This is a genomic window from Saccharothrix coeruleofusca, from assembly GCF_014648515.1.
GTDB classification, from domain to species: Bacteria; Actinomycetota; Actinomycetes; order Mycobacteriales; family Pseudonocardiaceae; genus Actinosynnema; species Actinosynnema coeruleofuscum.
In genome coordinates this window covers 1-12959 of sequence record NZ_BMRG01000005.1, presented here as the reverse complement: position 1 = coordinate 12959, position 12959 = coordinate 1, and the positions used below count along the sequence as shown (strand labels likewise).

The 12959-nt window shown below is 67.1% G+C and carries 14 protein-coding genes; 3 read left to right on the top strand and 11 right to left on the bottom strand.

All coding sequences use genetic code 11. The features are described from left to right. The first annotated feature begins 53 nt into the window (after positions 1 to 53). A complete protein-coding gene (gene phoU, locus IEZ00_RS15380) occupies positions 54 to 716 on the top strand; it encodes a phosphate signaling complex protein PhoU (RefSeq protein WP_189223952.1) in 663 nt (220 codons plus the stop codon). Here the strand turns inward: phoU and IEZ00_RS15375 are convergent. From IEZ00_RS15375 to IEZ00_RS15350, 6 genes are all read right to left on the bottom strand, one after another. After that, entirely contained in the window at positions 713 to 1510 is a 798-nt protein-coding gene (locus tag IEZ00_RS15375; protein WP_189223951.1) for an ESX secretion-associated protein EspG, read from the bottom strand. The genes phoU and IEZ00_RS15375 overlap by 4 nt on opposite strands. Further along, entirely contained in the window at positions 1507 to 3096 is a 1590-nt protein-coding gene (locus IEZ00_RS15370) for a hypothetical protein (RefSeq protein ID WP_189223950.1), read from the bottom strand. Before IEZ00_RS15370 ends, IEZ00_RS15375 begins: the two co-directional genes overlap by 4 nt. Before the next feature lie 17 nt (positions 3097 to 3113). Continuing rightward, positions 3114 to 3620 carry a DUF3558 family protein gene (locus IEZ00_RS15365; protein WP_189223949.1) on the bottom strand — a complete coding sequence of 169 codons (507 nt, stop codon included), beginning with the start codon at positions 3618 to 3620 and terminating at the stop codon, positions 3114 to 3116. 58 nt (positions 3621 to 3678) lie between these two features. Continuing rightward, on the bottom strand, positions 3679 to 4104 hold the full coding sequence (locus tag IEZ00_RS15360; protein WP_229795832.1) for a hypothetical protein: 426 nt from the start codon (positions 4102 to 4104) through the stop codon (positions 3679 to 3681). A 521-nt stretch (positions 4105 to 4625) separates the two neighbouring features. Then, positions 4626 to 4979, bottom strand: a complete 354-nt coding sequence (locus IEZ00_RS15355) for a hypothetical protein (RefSeq protein ID WP_189223948.1) — start codon at positions 4977 to 4979, stop codon at positions 4626 to 4628. 648 nt (positions 4980 to 5627) lie between these two features. Further along, positions 5628 to 6185, bottom strand: a complete 558-nt coding sequence (locus IEZ00_RS15350) for a DUF3558 domain-containing protein (RefSeq protein WP_189223947.1) — start codon at positions 6183 to 6185, stop codon at positions 5628 to 5630. A 25-nt stretch (positions 6186 to 6210) separates the two neighbouring features. On the opposite strand from IEZ00_RS15350, the gene IEZ00_RS15345 reads away from it, so the two are divergent. Further along, the gene (locus IEZ00_RS15345; RefSeq protein WP_189223946.1) at positions 6211 to 6510 is read left to right on the top strand and encodes a hypothetical protein; all 300 of its coding nucleotides are present in this window, start codon (positions 6211 to 6213) and stop codon (positions 6508 to 6510) included. 321 nt (positions 6511 to 6831) lie between these two features. Further along, positions 6832 to 7200, top strand: coding sequence for a hypothetical protein (locus IEZ00_RS15340; protein ID WP_189223945.1), 369 nt, complete (start codon positions 6832 to 6834; stop codon positions 7198 to 7200). A 647-nt stretch (positions 7201 to 7847) separates the two neighbouring features. Here the strand turns inward: IEZ00_RS15340 and pstB are convergent. From pstB to mshD, 5 genes are all read right to left on the bottom strand, one after another. Continuing rightward, on the bottom strand, positions 7848 to 8624 hold the full coding sequence (gene pstB / locus IEZ00_RS15335; RefSeq protein WP_189223944.1) for a phosphate ABC transporter ATP-binding protein PstB: 777 nt from the start codon (positions 8622 to 8624) through the stop codon (positions 7848 to 7850). Positions 8625 to 8634: 10 nt separating this feature from the next. Next, positions 8635 to 9552, bottom strand: coding sequence for a phosphate ABC transporter permease PstA (pstA, locus tag IEZ00_RS15330; RefSeq protein ID WP_189223943.1), 918 nt, complete (start codon positions 9550 to 9552; stop codon positions 8635 to 8637). Further along, complete coding sequence (gene pstC, locus IEZ00_RS15325) at positions 9549 to 10604, bottom strand: phosphate ABC transporter permease subunit PstC (protein ID WP_189223942.1); 1056 nt, start codon at positions 10602 to 10604, stop codon at positions 9549 to 9551. The genes pstA and pstC overlap by 4 nt, the downstream gene beginning before the upstream one ends. 36 nt (positions 10605 to 10640) lie before the next feature. Next, positions 10641 to 11753: a phosphate ABC transporter substrate-binding protein PstS gene (gene pstS, locus IEZ00_RS15320; protein ID WP_189223941.1), complete on the bottom strand. Its 1113-nt coding sequence runs from the start codon at positions 11751 to 11753 to the stop codon at positions 10641 to 10643. 194 nt (positions 11754 to 11947) lie between these two features. Further along, positions 11948 to 12829, bottom strand: coding sequence for a mycothiol synthase (gene mshD, locus IEZ00_RS15315; RefSeq protein WP_189223940.1), 882 nt, complete (start codon positions 12827 to 12829; stop codon positions 11948 to 11950). Positions 12830 to 12959: the final 130 nt, after the last annotated feature.

Genomic DNA, 12959 nt, shown 5'->3' with positions numbered 1-12959 from the left:
CCGGTTCACCGGCGCATGTCGCCCGCGCGACCGCCGGGACGTAGGCTGCCCCCATGCGTGAGGCCTACCACGACCAGCTCGGACAACTCGCGGACCGGCTCGCCGACATGTGCGGCATGGCGGGCGAGGCGATGCAGAACGCCACCAGGGCACTGCTGGAGACCGATCTCGGTCTCGCCGAGCAGGTGATCGGCGACGACGTCAAGATCGACGACGTGCGCGCCAGCATCGAGGAGCAGGCGTACGCGCTGCTCGCGCTCCAAGCCCCGGTCGCCACCGACCTGCGCACCGTGCTCGCGGTGATCCACGCCGCCGAGAGCGTCGAGCGCATGGGCGACCTGGCGCTGCACGTGGCCAAGGCCGCCCGGCGCAGGCACCCCAACCCGGTGCTGGCCGACACCGTGCGGCCGTACTTCGCGGAGATGGGCCGCATCGCCGTCGAGCTGGCGCGCGAGGCCACCGACATCATCCGCACCCAGGACGTCGACCGCGCCCGCTCGCTGGAGGACGCGGACGACGCCATGGACGACCTGCACCGCCACCTGTTCACCGTGCTGATGGACAAGGACTGGCCGCACGGCGTGCCGTCCGCGGTCGACACCACCCTGCTGGGCCGCTTCTACGAGCGGTTCGCCGACCACGCGGTGTCCGTGGCCAAGCGCACCGTCTTCGTGGTCACCGGCAAGATGCCCGGCTACGGCGGCGACGACGCCTAGTTCAGCAGACCGTTCAGCTCCTGGGTGAGCTGGGCGGCGATGCGCGCGTTGTCGGCGGGGGCGTGGGTGAGCCACTTCTGGCCGTCCTGCCCCTGCCGCGTCTGCGACATGTAGCGGCCCTGGTCGTTGTCGAACCAGGCGATCTGCGGCGCGCGCTGCTCCCGGCCGTGCCTGCCGCGCACCGTGACGCCGAACTGGCCCGCGCGCAGCTTCGGCCGCTCGAACACCGCCTCCAGCGCCCGCACCTGCGCGGAGCCCGTGGAGTGCGGCGCCACCGCGCGGGTGAACGTGCTCTGGCCGAAGTCCTCGTCCCGCCGCGGCGGGGGCGGCGGCGCGGCCGACGGCACCGCGACCGTCACCGACTGGCCCGGACCCGGCCTGCCCGGAGGCACCAGGTCCACCACCGCGCGCACCAGCCCGGCCGAGCGCAGCACCTGGACCTTCAGCTGCCGCTCGTCCAACGTCGCCAGCGCGGCCGCCTCACCCCGCGCGCCCGCGCGGACCAGCAGCTGGCGCTCCACGTTGCGGGCGTCCAGCGAAGCGACCGCGTTGAGCGAGAAGTCGAAGCGCACCAACATGGTGAGCGCCTCCTCCACCTCGGCCGACACCCGACCGCGCGCGGCCAGGCCGCGCGACTCCAGGTCGCGGTAGACCGCGTTGCGGATGCCGCGCCGCTCGTCGAGCGTCTGGCCGAGGTAGGGGAAGTCGAACGGGTAGGGACGGCTGCCGAGCTTGAGGTCCTCCCACAGCACGTCGGCCGCCGCGTGGGACAAGGCGAACGAGAACACGCTCACCCGCCGATGACGGGAGGCGCGACCATCGTGCCGTCCCCGAAGACGTCCTCGGTCTCCACCAGGTAGGACGCGGACTTGTGCTCCTTGTCCTCGTCGCCCTGGCCCCTGGCGGGCGCACCGCCCATGCCACCCGCGGCCATGCCACCGGGACCACCGCGACCCGCGCCCGCGGGGCCGAAACCACCGGCAGGCCCCGAACCCGTGGGCCCGAAACCCGCCGCGCCGGAACGCCCGGCATCGCCGAGCACACCCGCACCGGGCGCGCCACCCAGGCCACCGGGACCGAAGCCACCACGACCACCCGCCGCGGCCATGCCACCGGGCCCGCCGAGACCACCGCCTCCGGCACCGCCCAGACCACCGCGACCGCCGCCGGGCAGGCCACCGCCGCCAGGACCGCCACGACCGGGCCCACCGGACCCACCCAGGCCCGGCGGACGTCCGGTCGGCGTGCCCGGACCGGGCCGCCCCTGACCGGGACCGGGCGGAACGGGAGGCACCCAGCCACCGGGACCGGGGTAACCACCGCCACCACCCGTGCCGCCGCCACCACCGCCACCGCCGCCGGTGCCACCCGTGCCGCCGCCCGTGCCGGGCGTCCAGGACTGGTTGGTGTTGCCGCCCGTCCCGCCGGTGCCGCTGCCGCCGGTGAACCCGGAGCCGAAACCGCTACCGCTGCTCGACAGGTCGGCACCCGTACCGGTGCCGGTCCCGGTGCCGGTCCCGACGCTGCTGGGCATCGTCGGCCTGCCGCTGATCTCCCCGGTGCCGGTGCCGACGCTCTCACCGCTGCCGCCCGTGCCCTGCATCGGAGGCGGTGGGGCGAACGCGGGCATCGTCGAACCCGCCTCCTGGAAGGAGGTCGACATGGTCGTCATGACCTCGGCCGCCCGCTCGTGGGCCTGCTGCTTCTCCTCGAACTTCTGCTCGATCTTGTCGATCGTCTCGGCCCACTTGAACGGGTTGGGCTCGGAGAAGAACATCTTGTAGGCGTCGGCGGTGCTGAACTCCACCGGCTCGGGCATCGAGTTCTTCGCCGTCTCGGCCGCGGTGCGCTGGCTGTAGAGCTTGTTGCCCGTCAGCTGCGCCGCCTGCGCGGCGTTGCCCGACCAAGCCGCGACACTGGTGAAGTACCCCTGCGCCGCCTCGGCCGCCTGCCCCTGCCACGCGCCCTTGCTGGTCTCCGTGGCCTTGGTCAGGTTGTTCTGCAGGTCGACCAGCGTGTTGCCGATCTTGGTCCACGCCTCGCCCTGCTCGTTGGCAGAGGCCGGGTCCATGTTCTCCGTGACCATGGACTTGAGAGCCTTGTGGTCGTAGCCCATGTAGAACGACCCGGCGGGCGACATCGGCGGGCGGTAGCTCTCCACCACCTGCTCGAGGTTCTGCTCCTGCTGCTGGTGGTACTGCGCCGACTGCTGCTTGTACCGGATGTAGTCGTCGAACGTGGTGAGGACACCGAACGGACCGTTGGCATCGCGCTCGCGCTCGTACTCCGCGCGCAGCTCGGCCTCGTTCTGGCCTGCGTAGGTGACCCTCGTCGCGTGGTGGTTGTCCCCTTGCGACGGCTGCGAGTTCGGCGATGTCACGGCTGACTCCCTGGTACTTACTTGGGCAGCTTCGGTTCAACAGCAGCGGCAACCTTGGTCGCCGCGTCACAAGCCTCGTCCAGCGAGGCGTTCGCGGAAGCGAACACGTCGAAACGCGACGTCGCGCTCACTTCGACGGCCACCGCGCAGGAGGACGAAGTAAGGGCTTTCTTCACCAGTTTCGCCTTCCGGCCACCGACACTTGTGTCCGAAAGTTCGGAGGTGGGTTCCGGCCTGTAATCAGCAAGGCGCCGGTCCGCGTGTATGTCGAATTGGACCGTCACTGTCTTCGAGTAGTCGGCGGCGCAACTGTCGCTATCACCCTCTTCGATCCTGGTGAGGTTGAACTGGGAAGCGACGGAGTTGAGCACCTCACAAGGATCAATACTTTCCAGTGCGTTGCCCGATGCCTGCTTCGAAGTCGACGAGGTCGCGCCACCCGCATCAGTGGTGGTAGTGGTGGTGCTTACGGGGGACGCATCCCCAGCTTCACCATCGGAGCACGACACCAGCGCCAGCCCCACCAATAGTAGCGAGGCGGTGGTCCGAGCTGTGGCGGTCCTGATCAAGTGCACCCTCACCTCAGTAGCTCCGGAAGTTGTTCGCGTGGTCGTCGTCCACAGCGCGGTAGTTCTCCACCGCTTTCTGCATCGCCGCCCTGGCATCCTCAAGAGCGGTCTTGAGTTGCTCGATCGCGGGAATGATGCCGGTGGTCCCAGCTCCGCCCATAGCACTTTCCAAGTTGTAGCGGCTCATTGCCACGGCATCGGGACTGGTCCCAAGCTTGGTCTCCTGCTTCAAGTCGTGAGTACTGCTCTCGATCCTGCGAAGATCCATTTGGGCGTCCTCGATCGCCTTGATGTAGGCCTGGGCGCCGGACTCGCTGATCGCGAACGAGCCCGACTCGGCCGCCTGCTTCAGGCCCCGCATGCTCGCCGTCATAGCCTGCATGGACTGCGCGCTCCACGCGCCCTCTAGCGCCACCACTACCCCCTGCGGATCACACACGCTCAACCCAGCACGGTACCGCTCCCGGACCTGCCACGTCCCCACTTCGACGCCAGTCGCACGCGGCCGGTTCCCGACCCTAACGCAGATCAAGATCATCTTGATCGAACGACATCACACGATCGGCCCGCAAGGCACCCACGACCGACAGCAGCAGCCTCAGCCGCTGCCTCGCACACCTCGTCCCACGACACGTTGACCAAAGCGACCACGTAGCTCCGCGAAGCGAGCCCACCTTACAACTACCAGGTAGGAGCTTTCCCAGATCAGCCTTTCCGCAACAGTTCCGCTACGCAAGAGTTCATCTTGGCAACCGAGTTCCCATGGGGGTGGAGGTCTTTCTTGCCTCCGCGAGACAGGGACTCCGTCCTGCCTCAACATCAGCGAAAGACTCATGTGTAGCGCCACACCATACGAGACGAGGGCCAAGGGGCCCGTTGGTCGCCGATCCCGACGCTGCTGCTCACCACACCGCCCTAAGCAGCTACAACTTCATCGATGACACGGCAGCCACTTGGCGCTTACTTGGGTAGCTTTGACTCAACAGCCACAGCGACCCTCGCCGCCGCGTCACAAGCCTCGTCCAGCGAGGTGTCTGCAGAGGCTGCGATGTCGACCCTGGACGACACGCCGACCTCGACCGCAACGGCGCAAGACGAAGAGGTAAGCGCCTTCTCTACCAGTTTCGCCTTCCTGGAACCAACGTTGGTATCGGAGATCACCGAACTGGGGCCCGGCGAGTAGTCGACCAAGCCCGCGTCCGGGTAGACGTCGAGCCGAACGCTCACCGAATCAGAGTACACCGCATCGCAACTGGTGCTGTCGTCCTCTTCGATCTTCGTCAACCCGAATTGGGAGGCGATCGACTCGAGCACCGGACAAGGTTTGAAGTCCACCAGTGACGCACTTTCCTCCGCCGAAGCGGACGCCGTCTCCACCGTGCTTCTTGTAGTGGTGGTTGCCGTAGCCTCGACAGACGGATCGCCAGTTTTGACGCTACACGACGTCAGTGCCAACACCGTGAGCACGACCGACAAAGCCGTCCGACCCATGTTAGTCCTGATCAAATTAACCTCCACCTCAGTAGGTCTGACAGTTATTCGCGCGGTCATCGTCAATCGCGCATCAGTTTTTCACTGCTTTCCATGTGACCACCCCGACGTCCCGCGGAAGCAGCCTTGAATTGCTCCATCAGGAAGTAAAAGCGATGGCTTTAGCCCTACCCATAGCGCTTTTCAAGTTGCAGCGGTTCTGACCACCGCATCAAGACTGGCGTCAAGCTTGATCTCCCGCTTCAAGCCGTGGGCATTGCTCTCAATCTTGCGAAGATCAGCTTGAGCCTCTTCGACGACCCTGATTGATGTACACCCAGGTCGGACTTGCTGATTGTGAACGAGCCCAACTCCGTCGCCTGCTCCACCCCTGCATGCTCACCGTCATTGCCTGCATGGACTGAGCGCTCCATGCACCTTCAAGTGCCACCACTACCCGGCAGACCACACCCCACCCAGCAAGCCTTCAGATTACTTGGGCAAGTTAGGCTCAATGGCCACCACCACCTTAGTAACGGCTTCGCACGCCTCATCCAGCGAAGCGTCCGCCGAAGCGAAGACGTCAATCCTGGAAGTGGCGCTGATTTCGATAACCACGGCACAGGAGGACGAGGTGAAGGCCTTCTTGGCAAGCTTCGCCTTCCTGCTACCGACCTGCGTGTCGGACAGTTCCGTGGCCGCTTGCGGCACGAAGTCAGCGAGCCCTTTATCCGGGTGGATATCGAGCCCCAGGGTCACCGAGTCGGAGTAAGTCGCGGTACAGCTGTCGCTGTCATCCTCTTCGACCTGAGTGAGTCCGAGTCGGGACGCGTTGGAGTCGAACGCCTCACAGGGGTCAACGCTCCCCAGCGCGTTCCCCGTTGACGAGGTGGAGGTGGGCCTGGTCGTGCTTGCCGTTACGGCGGTGGTCGTCGTGGTCGCCGGTGAAGGGGTTCCATCCTCACCGGAGCACGACACCAGCGCCAGCCCCGCAAGCATGAGCAACGCAGTGGTCCGCGCCGCGGTGGTCCGGACCAAGTGCACCTTCACCTCAGTAACTCCACAATCTACTTGAGTGATCGTCGTCAACTGCGCGGTAGTTCTCCACCGCTTTACGCACAGCCGCTTCGGCATTGGCGAGCGCCGTCTCAATTGCCGCCCTGGTGCTTACTTCGGCAGGTTTGGTTCAACAGCAGTGGCGAGCTTGGTCACCGCGTCACAAGCCTCATCCAGTGAAGCGTTCGCGGAAGCCACAACATCGATCCTGGATGAAGAGGTCACCTCCATGGCCATTGCACAGGACGAGGAGGAAAACGTCTTTTTGACCAACCTGGCCTTACGGGCTCCGACATCGGCGTCGGACGCCTCCGCATGAGGCAGCAACCTGTAGTCCGCGAGTCCGAGAGTCGGATGAACGTCCAGCCGGACACTAACCGATTTGGATAGCTCAGCGTTGCAACTCGTGCTGTCGTCCTCGGCGATCTCCGTAAGCCCGAACTGGGAAGCGATCTCATTGAACGGGGCACAGGGATCGAAGTCGGCCAGCGAGGCCCCGCCTGAGACGGGCCTGGTCGACGTGGTGGCATCTTCAGCATCAGTGGTGATGGCGGTTGCCGCAGAAGGGCTTCCCGGCTCATTGCTGGTGCACCCCACTAGCGCCACACCAAGAAGCACGAGCGGCACGACAGTCCGAGCCATGGACATACTCATCAACTGCACTCCCAATCTCAGCATTGACGGAGTTGTTCGAATTACTTTCACCAACAGCGCGACACAAGCGGAAGGTTATTCCAAAAGCTTCGGTTCAATGGCAGCAGCGACCTCCGTCGCCGCCTTGCAGGCTTCGCCCAGTGAGGCGTTCGCAGAGGCCACCACATCAACCCTGGACGGGGTGGTCACCTCGACGGTGACCGCGCACGAAGTGCTCGACGCCAGCCCGGTCACGCGCCTCCCGCATGTCGTCTTCCTCGACGGCGGTCAACCTGATCTGAGCGGCAACGGCGTTCATCTCGACGCAGGAGGCGAAGTCAGCCAGCAGGTCATCACCCGGAGGAAGCCGTCGTAGTCGTCGTTCGGCCCGCACTTGCCGATGCGGCCACGCCACCCCTGATGAGCCAGGAATCGCCAGCCTCCTCCTGTGCACAGCCGACCAACACCAAGCCGAGCACGCTGACCGGCAGGATTGATCGGCTCAGCGGACTCACGGGCAACTGGGTTCTCATCCCAACGGCTCTCAGTAACGCTTGCGGACGCTGGCCGTGCTGTCATTGATCCGCAGCACCGGCCCCGCCGAGCGCGCTGTCCATGTTGTGGCGACTCATCGCCCGACCATTGGGGTTCGCGCGCAGTTCCGCCTCCTACCGAAGGAGAGCAATTTTGAGTCGAGACCAGCGAGGTCGAATTGTGCGGCCTCGATGTACGCCCAGAATCCGCACTCGCTAAGCGTGAACGAGCCTGATTCGGCTGCCTGCTTGAGGTTGTTCGTGCTTGGCAACACGGTCTGCATCGACGGCGCGCTCCACGTACCCTCTAACGCCATCACCCCCCTGCGGATCACGTCCTCGATCCGACACCGTACCGCTACCGACCCGTTGCTGTACGCGAGACGACACATCCCGGAAGCAGATGCTCCCCGAGGACCTCTGTAGTACCAATAACGCGAAGGGGCCCTCCCGCGACACGACGCGGAAGGGCCCCGAAAGGGTGAACAGGTCAGCCGAAGCGGCCCGAGATGTAGTCCTCGGTCGCCTTCTGGCTCGGGTTGGAGAAGATCTTCTCCGTGTCGTCCACCTCGATCAACCGCCCAGGCTGACCGACTCCCAGCAGGTTGAAGAACGCCGTCTGGTCGCTGACCCGCGCCGCCTGCTGCATGTTGTGAGTCACGATCACGATCGTGTACTCCTTCTTCAGCTCCGTGATCAGGTCCTCGATCGCCAGCGTGGAGATCGGGTCCAGTGCCGAGCACGGCTCATCCATCAGCAGCACGTCGGGCTGCACCGCGATCGCCCGCGCGATGCACAGGCGCTGCTGCTGGCCGCCCGACAGGCCGCCACCGGGGCGGTCGAGGCGGTCCTTGACCTCGTTCCACAGGTTCGCGCCGCGCAGCGAGCGCTCGGCCACCTCGTCGAGCTTCTTCTTGTTCTTGACCCCTGCCAGCTTCAGCCCGGCCACGACGTTGTCGCGGATGGACATGGTGGGGAAGGGGTTGGGGCGCTGGAAGACCATGCCGATGGTCCGCCGCACCTGCACGGGGTCGATCGACGAGGCGTAGATGTCCTCGCCGTCGAGCAGCACCTTGCCCTCGACGCGGGCTCCGGGCGCCACTTCGTGCATCCGGTTCAGGGAGCGCAGCACCGTGGACTTGCCGCAGCCGGAGGGGCCGATGAACGCGGTCACGCTGCGCGGGGGCACGGCGAGCGAGACCCCGTCCACGGCGTGGAACTTGCCGTAGAAGAGGTTGAGGTCCTTGACGTCGATGCGCTTGGCCATGGTCGCCCGCTCACTTGGTCTTCGGGGCCAGCCACCGCGAGATCACGGTCGCCAGCAGGTTGAACAGCGTGATGATCAGGACCAGGGTGATCGCCGCACCCCAGATCCGCTCGAAGCCCGCCTGCGTGGGGTTGTTGCGCTCCGCGGTCATCAGCAGCGGCAGCGACGCCATCGGGCCGTCGAAGAGGTTGTAGTTGATGAACGGCGCGTACGCGGCGAGCACCAGCACCGGCGCGGTTTCGCCCATGACCCTGGCCAGCGCCAGCATGACGCCGGTGAGGATGCCGGACAGGGCGGTCGGGATGACGATCTTGACGATGGTCTTCCACTTGGGCACGCCCAGCGCGTAGGAGGCCTCGCGCAGCTCGTCCGGGACGATCTTGAGCATTTCCTCGGTGGTCCGCACGATCACCGGCACCATGAGCAGCACCAGCGCGAGCGACACCGCGAAACCGCTGCGGCCGAAGCCGAACGTGGTGATCCACAGCGAGTAGATGAACAGCGCGGCGACGATGGAGGGCACGCCGGTGAGGATGTCGACCATGAAGGTGGTCGCCTTGGCGAGCTTGGACCGCCCGCCGTACTCCACCAGGTACACCGCGACGAACAGGCCGATCGGCACCGAGATCAGGCCGCACACGAGGCCCTGCACGAGGGTGCCGTAGATGGCGTGGTAGACGCCGCCGCCCTGCTGCCGGGACAGCAGGCCGGACAGGGACTTCTGCCACCAGTCGATGTCCAGGATGACCGGGAAGCCGCGCTGGATGACCGTGTAGAGCACCCACACCAGCGGCACGACGGCGATCAGGAACGCGAGGTAGACCAGCGCGGTGGCGACGCCGTTCTTGATCTTGCGCGCGGTGCTGACGCTCTGGAACGTCGGAGGCGTCGCCAGGCGGTTGAGGTCCGCCGTCTGCGTGGTGGTCATTCGTACTCCTTGTGACCCGCGACGATGCTCCGGGCGGCGGCGTTGACCAGGAAGGTCAGCACGAACAGCACCAGGCCCGCCGCGATGTAGGCGCCCGCCGACCGGGGGTCGTTGAACTCCGGCGCGGCCAGCGCGATCTTGGAGGCGAACGTGGCGCCGCCGTCGAACAGGCTCCAGCCGAACGCGGTGCCGGTGGCGCTGAGGATGATGGTCAGCGCGATCGTCTCGCCCAGCGCGCGGCCCAGGCCCAGCATCGACGCGCTGACGTAGCCCGCCTTGCCGAAGGGCAGCACGGTGGTGCGCACGACCTCCCACTTGGTGGCGCCGAGCGCGATGGCGCCTTCGACGTGCGCGGGCGGCGTGCGGTCGAACACCTCGCGGGTGACCGCGGTGATGATCGGCAGGATCATCACCGCCAGCACGATGCCCGCCGTGAAGATCGTGCCGCCGAACTCGATGCTCACGTTGCCCTCGGCGAACAGCGGGATGAAGCCGAGGGTGGAGGTCAGCCACTGGCCGATCGGGGTGAGCACGGGCCCGAGTACGAACAGGCCCCACAGGCCGTAGATGATCGACGGCACGGCGGCCAGCAGGTCGATCACGTAGGCGAAGGGCCTGGCCAGCCTGCGCGGGGCGTACTGGGTGAGGAACAGCGCGATGCCCAGCGCGATCGGCATCGCGATGAGCAGGGCGAACGCTGAGGACACCACGGTGACCAGGAGCAGGTCCAGGATGCCGTAGCGCATGTTGTTGACGTCGCCGGTGGACCACTCGCGGCTGGTCAGGAAGTTGACCTTGTCCAGGGCCAGCGACGGGATGGCCTGGATCAGCAGGAACAGGCCGATGGCCCCGATGAGGACCACGATGAAGACGCCGGATCCCGTCGCGAGGCCGCGGAAGATCCGGTCGCCCGGCCGAACGTGCGGTGCTTTCTTCTCGGCTTCCGTGGTCGGGGGAATCGGAGCCTCCGGGGCGGGTCGAGCAGCCGGAACGCCCCGACGGGCACCGGTGTCGGTGTCCGCGGGGCGCTTGGCCACGATGCGTTCGTTCATCGCGTCAACGTGTCGCTGGAAGGGTGGGCGGCCTGGTCAGGCGATCGCCTTGATGGCCGTCAGCAGCTTGTCCTGGAAGGGCTTGGGCACCGGGGCGTAGCCCGCGTCCGCCAGACCCGCCTGGCCGTCGGTGGCCGCGACGGTGAGGAACGCCTTCACGGCCTTGGCGGTGTCGGCGTCGTAGCCCTTGGAGCAGACGATCTCGTAGGTGGCCAGCAGCAGCGGGTAGGCGCCGGAGGCGGTGGTGGCGTAGATGGAGTTCAGGTCCAGCACGATGTCGTTGCCGGAGCCCTTGACGGTGGCGCCGTCGATGGCCTTGCCGACGGTCTCGGTGGTCAGCTCGACCGGGCCGGAGCCGGTGTCGATCCTGGCCATGGACAGCTTGTTGTCCTGCGCGGAGGACAGCTCGACGTAGGTGATGGCGCCGTCGACCGAACCGGCGGCCTGCGCGACACCGGCGGACTTCTCCTTGCCCTCGCCGACACCGCCCTTGAACTGCTTGCCCGCGCCCTGGGTCCAGGCGCCCTTCGAGGCGGCCTGCAGGTACAGCTGGAAGTTGTCGGTGGTGCCGGACTCGTCCGAGCGGTAGACGACCTTGATGTCCTTGTCGGGCAGGGACGCGCCGCTGTTGAGGGCGGCGATGGCCGGGTCGTTCCACTTCTTGACGGCGCCGTTGAAGATCTTGGCGGTAACCTCGCCGTTGAGCACCAGGTCGGTCACGCCCTCGAGCTTGTAGCCGATGGCGACCGGGCCGAAGACCAGCGGCAGGTGCCAGGCCGGGTTGCCCTGACAGCGCTCGGCGGCCTTGGTGACCTCGTCCGCCTTCAGCGGGGAGTCGGAGCCGCCGAAGTCCACCTGGCCGCCGTTGAAGTTCTTCACGCCCGCGCCGGAGCCGGAGGCGTTGTAGGCCACGTCCGAGCCGGGGCAGCGCTGCTGGTAGGCCTGGATGAACGTGTCGATGGCGTTCTTCTGCGCGGTGGAGCCCTCGGCGTTGAGCTTGCTCTTGCCGCCGCACTCGACGGGCGTGGACGACGTGCCGGTGGCCGCCGAGCCGCCCGCGGGGGCGTTGTTGTCGCTGCCACATGCGGTGAGCAGAAGCGCGCCGGCCGCGATCAGGCCGATGACGGCGCCGTGCCGCTTGGTCTTCACCTGGGTCCTCCACCTAACGGAAGCGGTTTGCGCGGCGCACCAACGCCGCTCGGCACGGACGGTAGGTAGGCATGGTGGACAGCCGCCCAGAACAGGGTGAACGGGAGGTGAACACCACACGGGAGGTGACCGGCTCCACCCCCGTACGGGTGACTACGTGACCTGGGCGTTTGCATCACGTGATGGGTTCGTCACTACTGGGCGTATTGGACGTCCGCGTCCCAGACCGTGAAGCCCAGCTTGGTGTAGACGCGCACCGCCGGGGCGTTGTCGGACTCCACGTACAGCATCACCTCGCGCAGCCCGGAATCGCGCAGGTGCGCCAGCCCGGCCAGGGTCAGCGCCCGGCCCAGCCCGCCGCCCTGGGCGTCCGGGTCCACGCCCACCACGTAGACCTCGCCGAGCCGCTGGTCGTGCGCCTTGGTCCAGTGGAACCCGAGCAGCCGGTCCTCGGCGTCCACGGCCAGCAGGAAGCCCTTGGCGTCGAACCACGGCTCCTCCTGCTTGCGCTGGAGGTCCTCGACGCTCATCGCGCCCTGCTCCGGGTGCCAGGAGAACGCCCGGTGGTTGACGTGCACCACGGCCGCCTCGTCCCGGCCGGGCTCGAACGCGCGCAGCCGGACGCCGTCGGGCAGCCGCGGCGCGGGCAGCTCGGCCTCCAGCGACATGCGCATCCGCCGCAGCTCCCGGACCTTGCGGAAGCCCAGCGCGGCGGCGAGCTCCCGCGCGGCGACCTGGTCGCCGTGGGCCCAGACGCGCAGCGGCTCGGCGCGCTCGGCGACGGCCCGCGCCAGCGCGGTGCCCACGCCCCGGCGGCGGTGGGCGGGGTGCACGGCCAGCTCGGCGACCTTGTTGCCGTCGGCGTCGCCGTGGAGGTCGACGTGCGCGTAGCCGACCAGCGCGCCGTCGTCGGAGCGGGCGAGCAGGTGGGCGCTGCCGCGAGCACCGGGGCGCATCCGCAGCCGCACGGCCTCGCCCACCGGGGCGACACCGTCAGCGCGCTCGGCTTCGGCGAGCAGGTCGGACACCGCGCCCGCCCGCTCGTCGGTCAACTCGTCGTACCAGGTCAGATCCACGGAACCGATTGTCCTCGCCCCTGACCACCACGCCCAACCACTACGCCCAACCACCACGCGAGGCCGCGTCGGCCTGTCGGCATGCCTTTCGCGGAAAATCACGCTCTTCGATTTTCCGCGAAACGCGTGC

Excerpts from the sequence above, each read along its gene's own strand:
- phoU (WP_189223952.1), top strand. The coding sequence starts at position 54 with ATGCGTGAGGCCTACCACGACCAGCTCGGACAACTCGCGGACCGGCTC.
- IEZ00_RS15340 (WP_189223945.1), top strand. The coding sequence starts at position 6,832 with ATGGACATACTCATCAACTGCACTCCCAATCTCAGCATTGACGGAGTT.
- pstB (WP_189223944.1), bottom strand. The coding sequence starts at position 8,624 with ATGGCCAAGCGCATCGACGTCAAGGACCTCAACCTCTTCTACGGCAAG.
- pstA (WP_189223943.1), bottom strand. The coding sequence starts at position 9,552 with ATGACCACCACGCAGACGGCGGACCTCAACCGCCTGGCGACGCCTCCG.
- pstC (WP_189223942.1), bottom strand. The coding sequence starts at position 10,604 with ATGAACGAACGCATCGTGGCCAAGCGCCCCGCGGACACCGACACCGGT.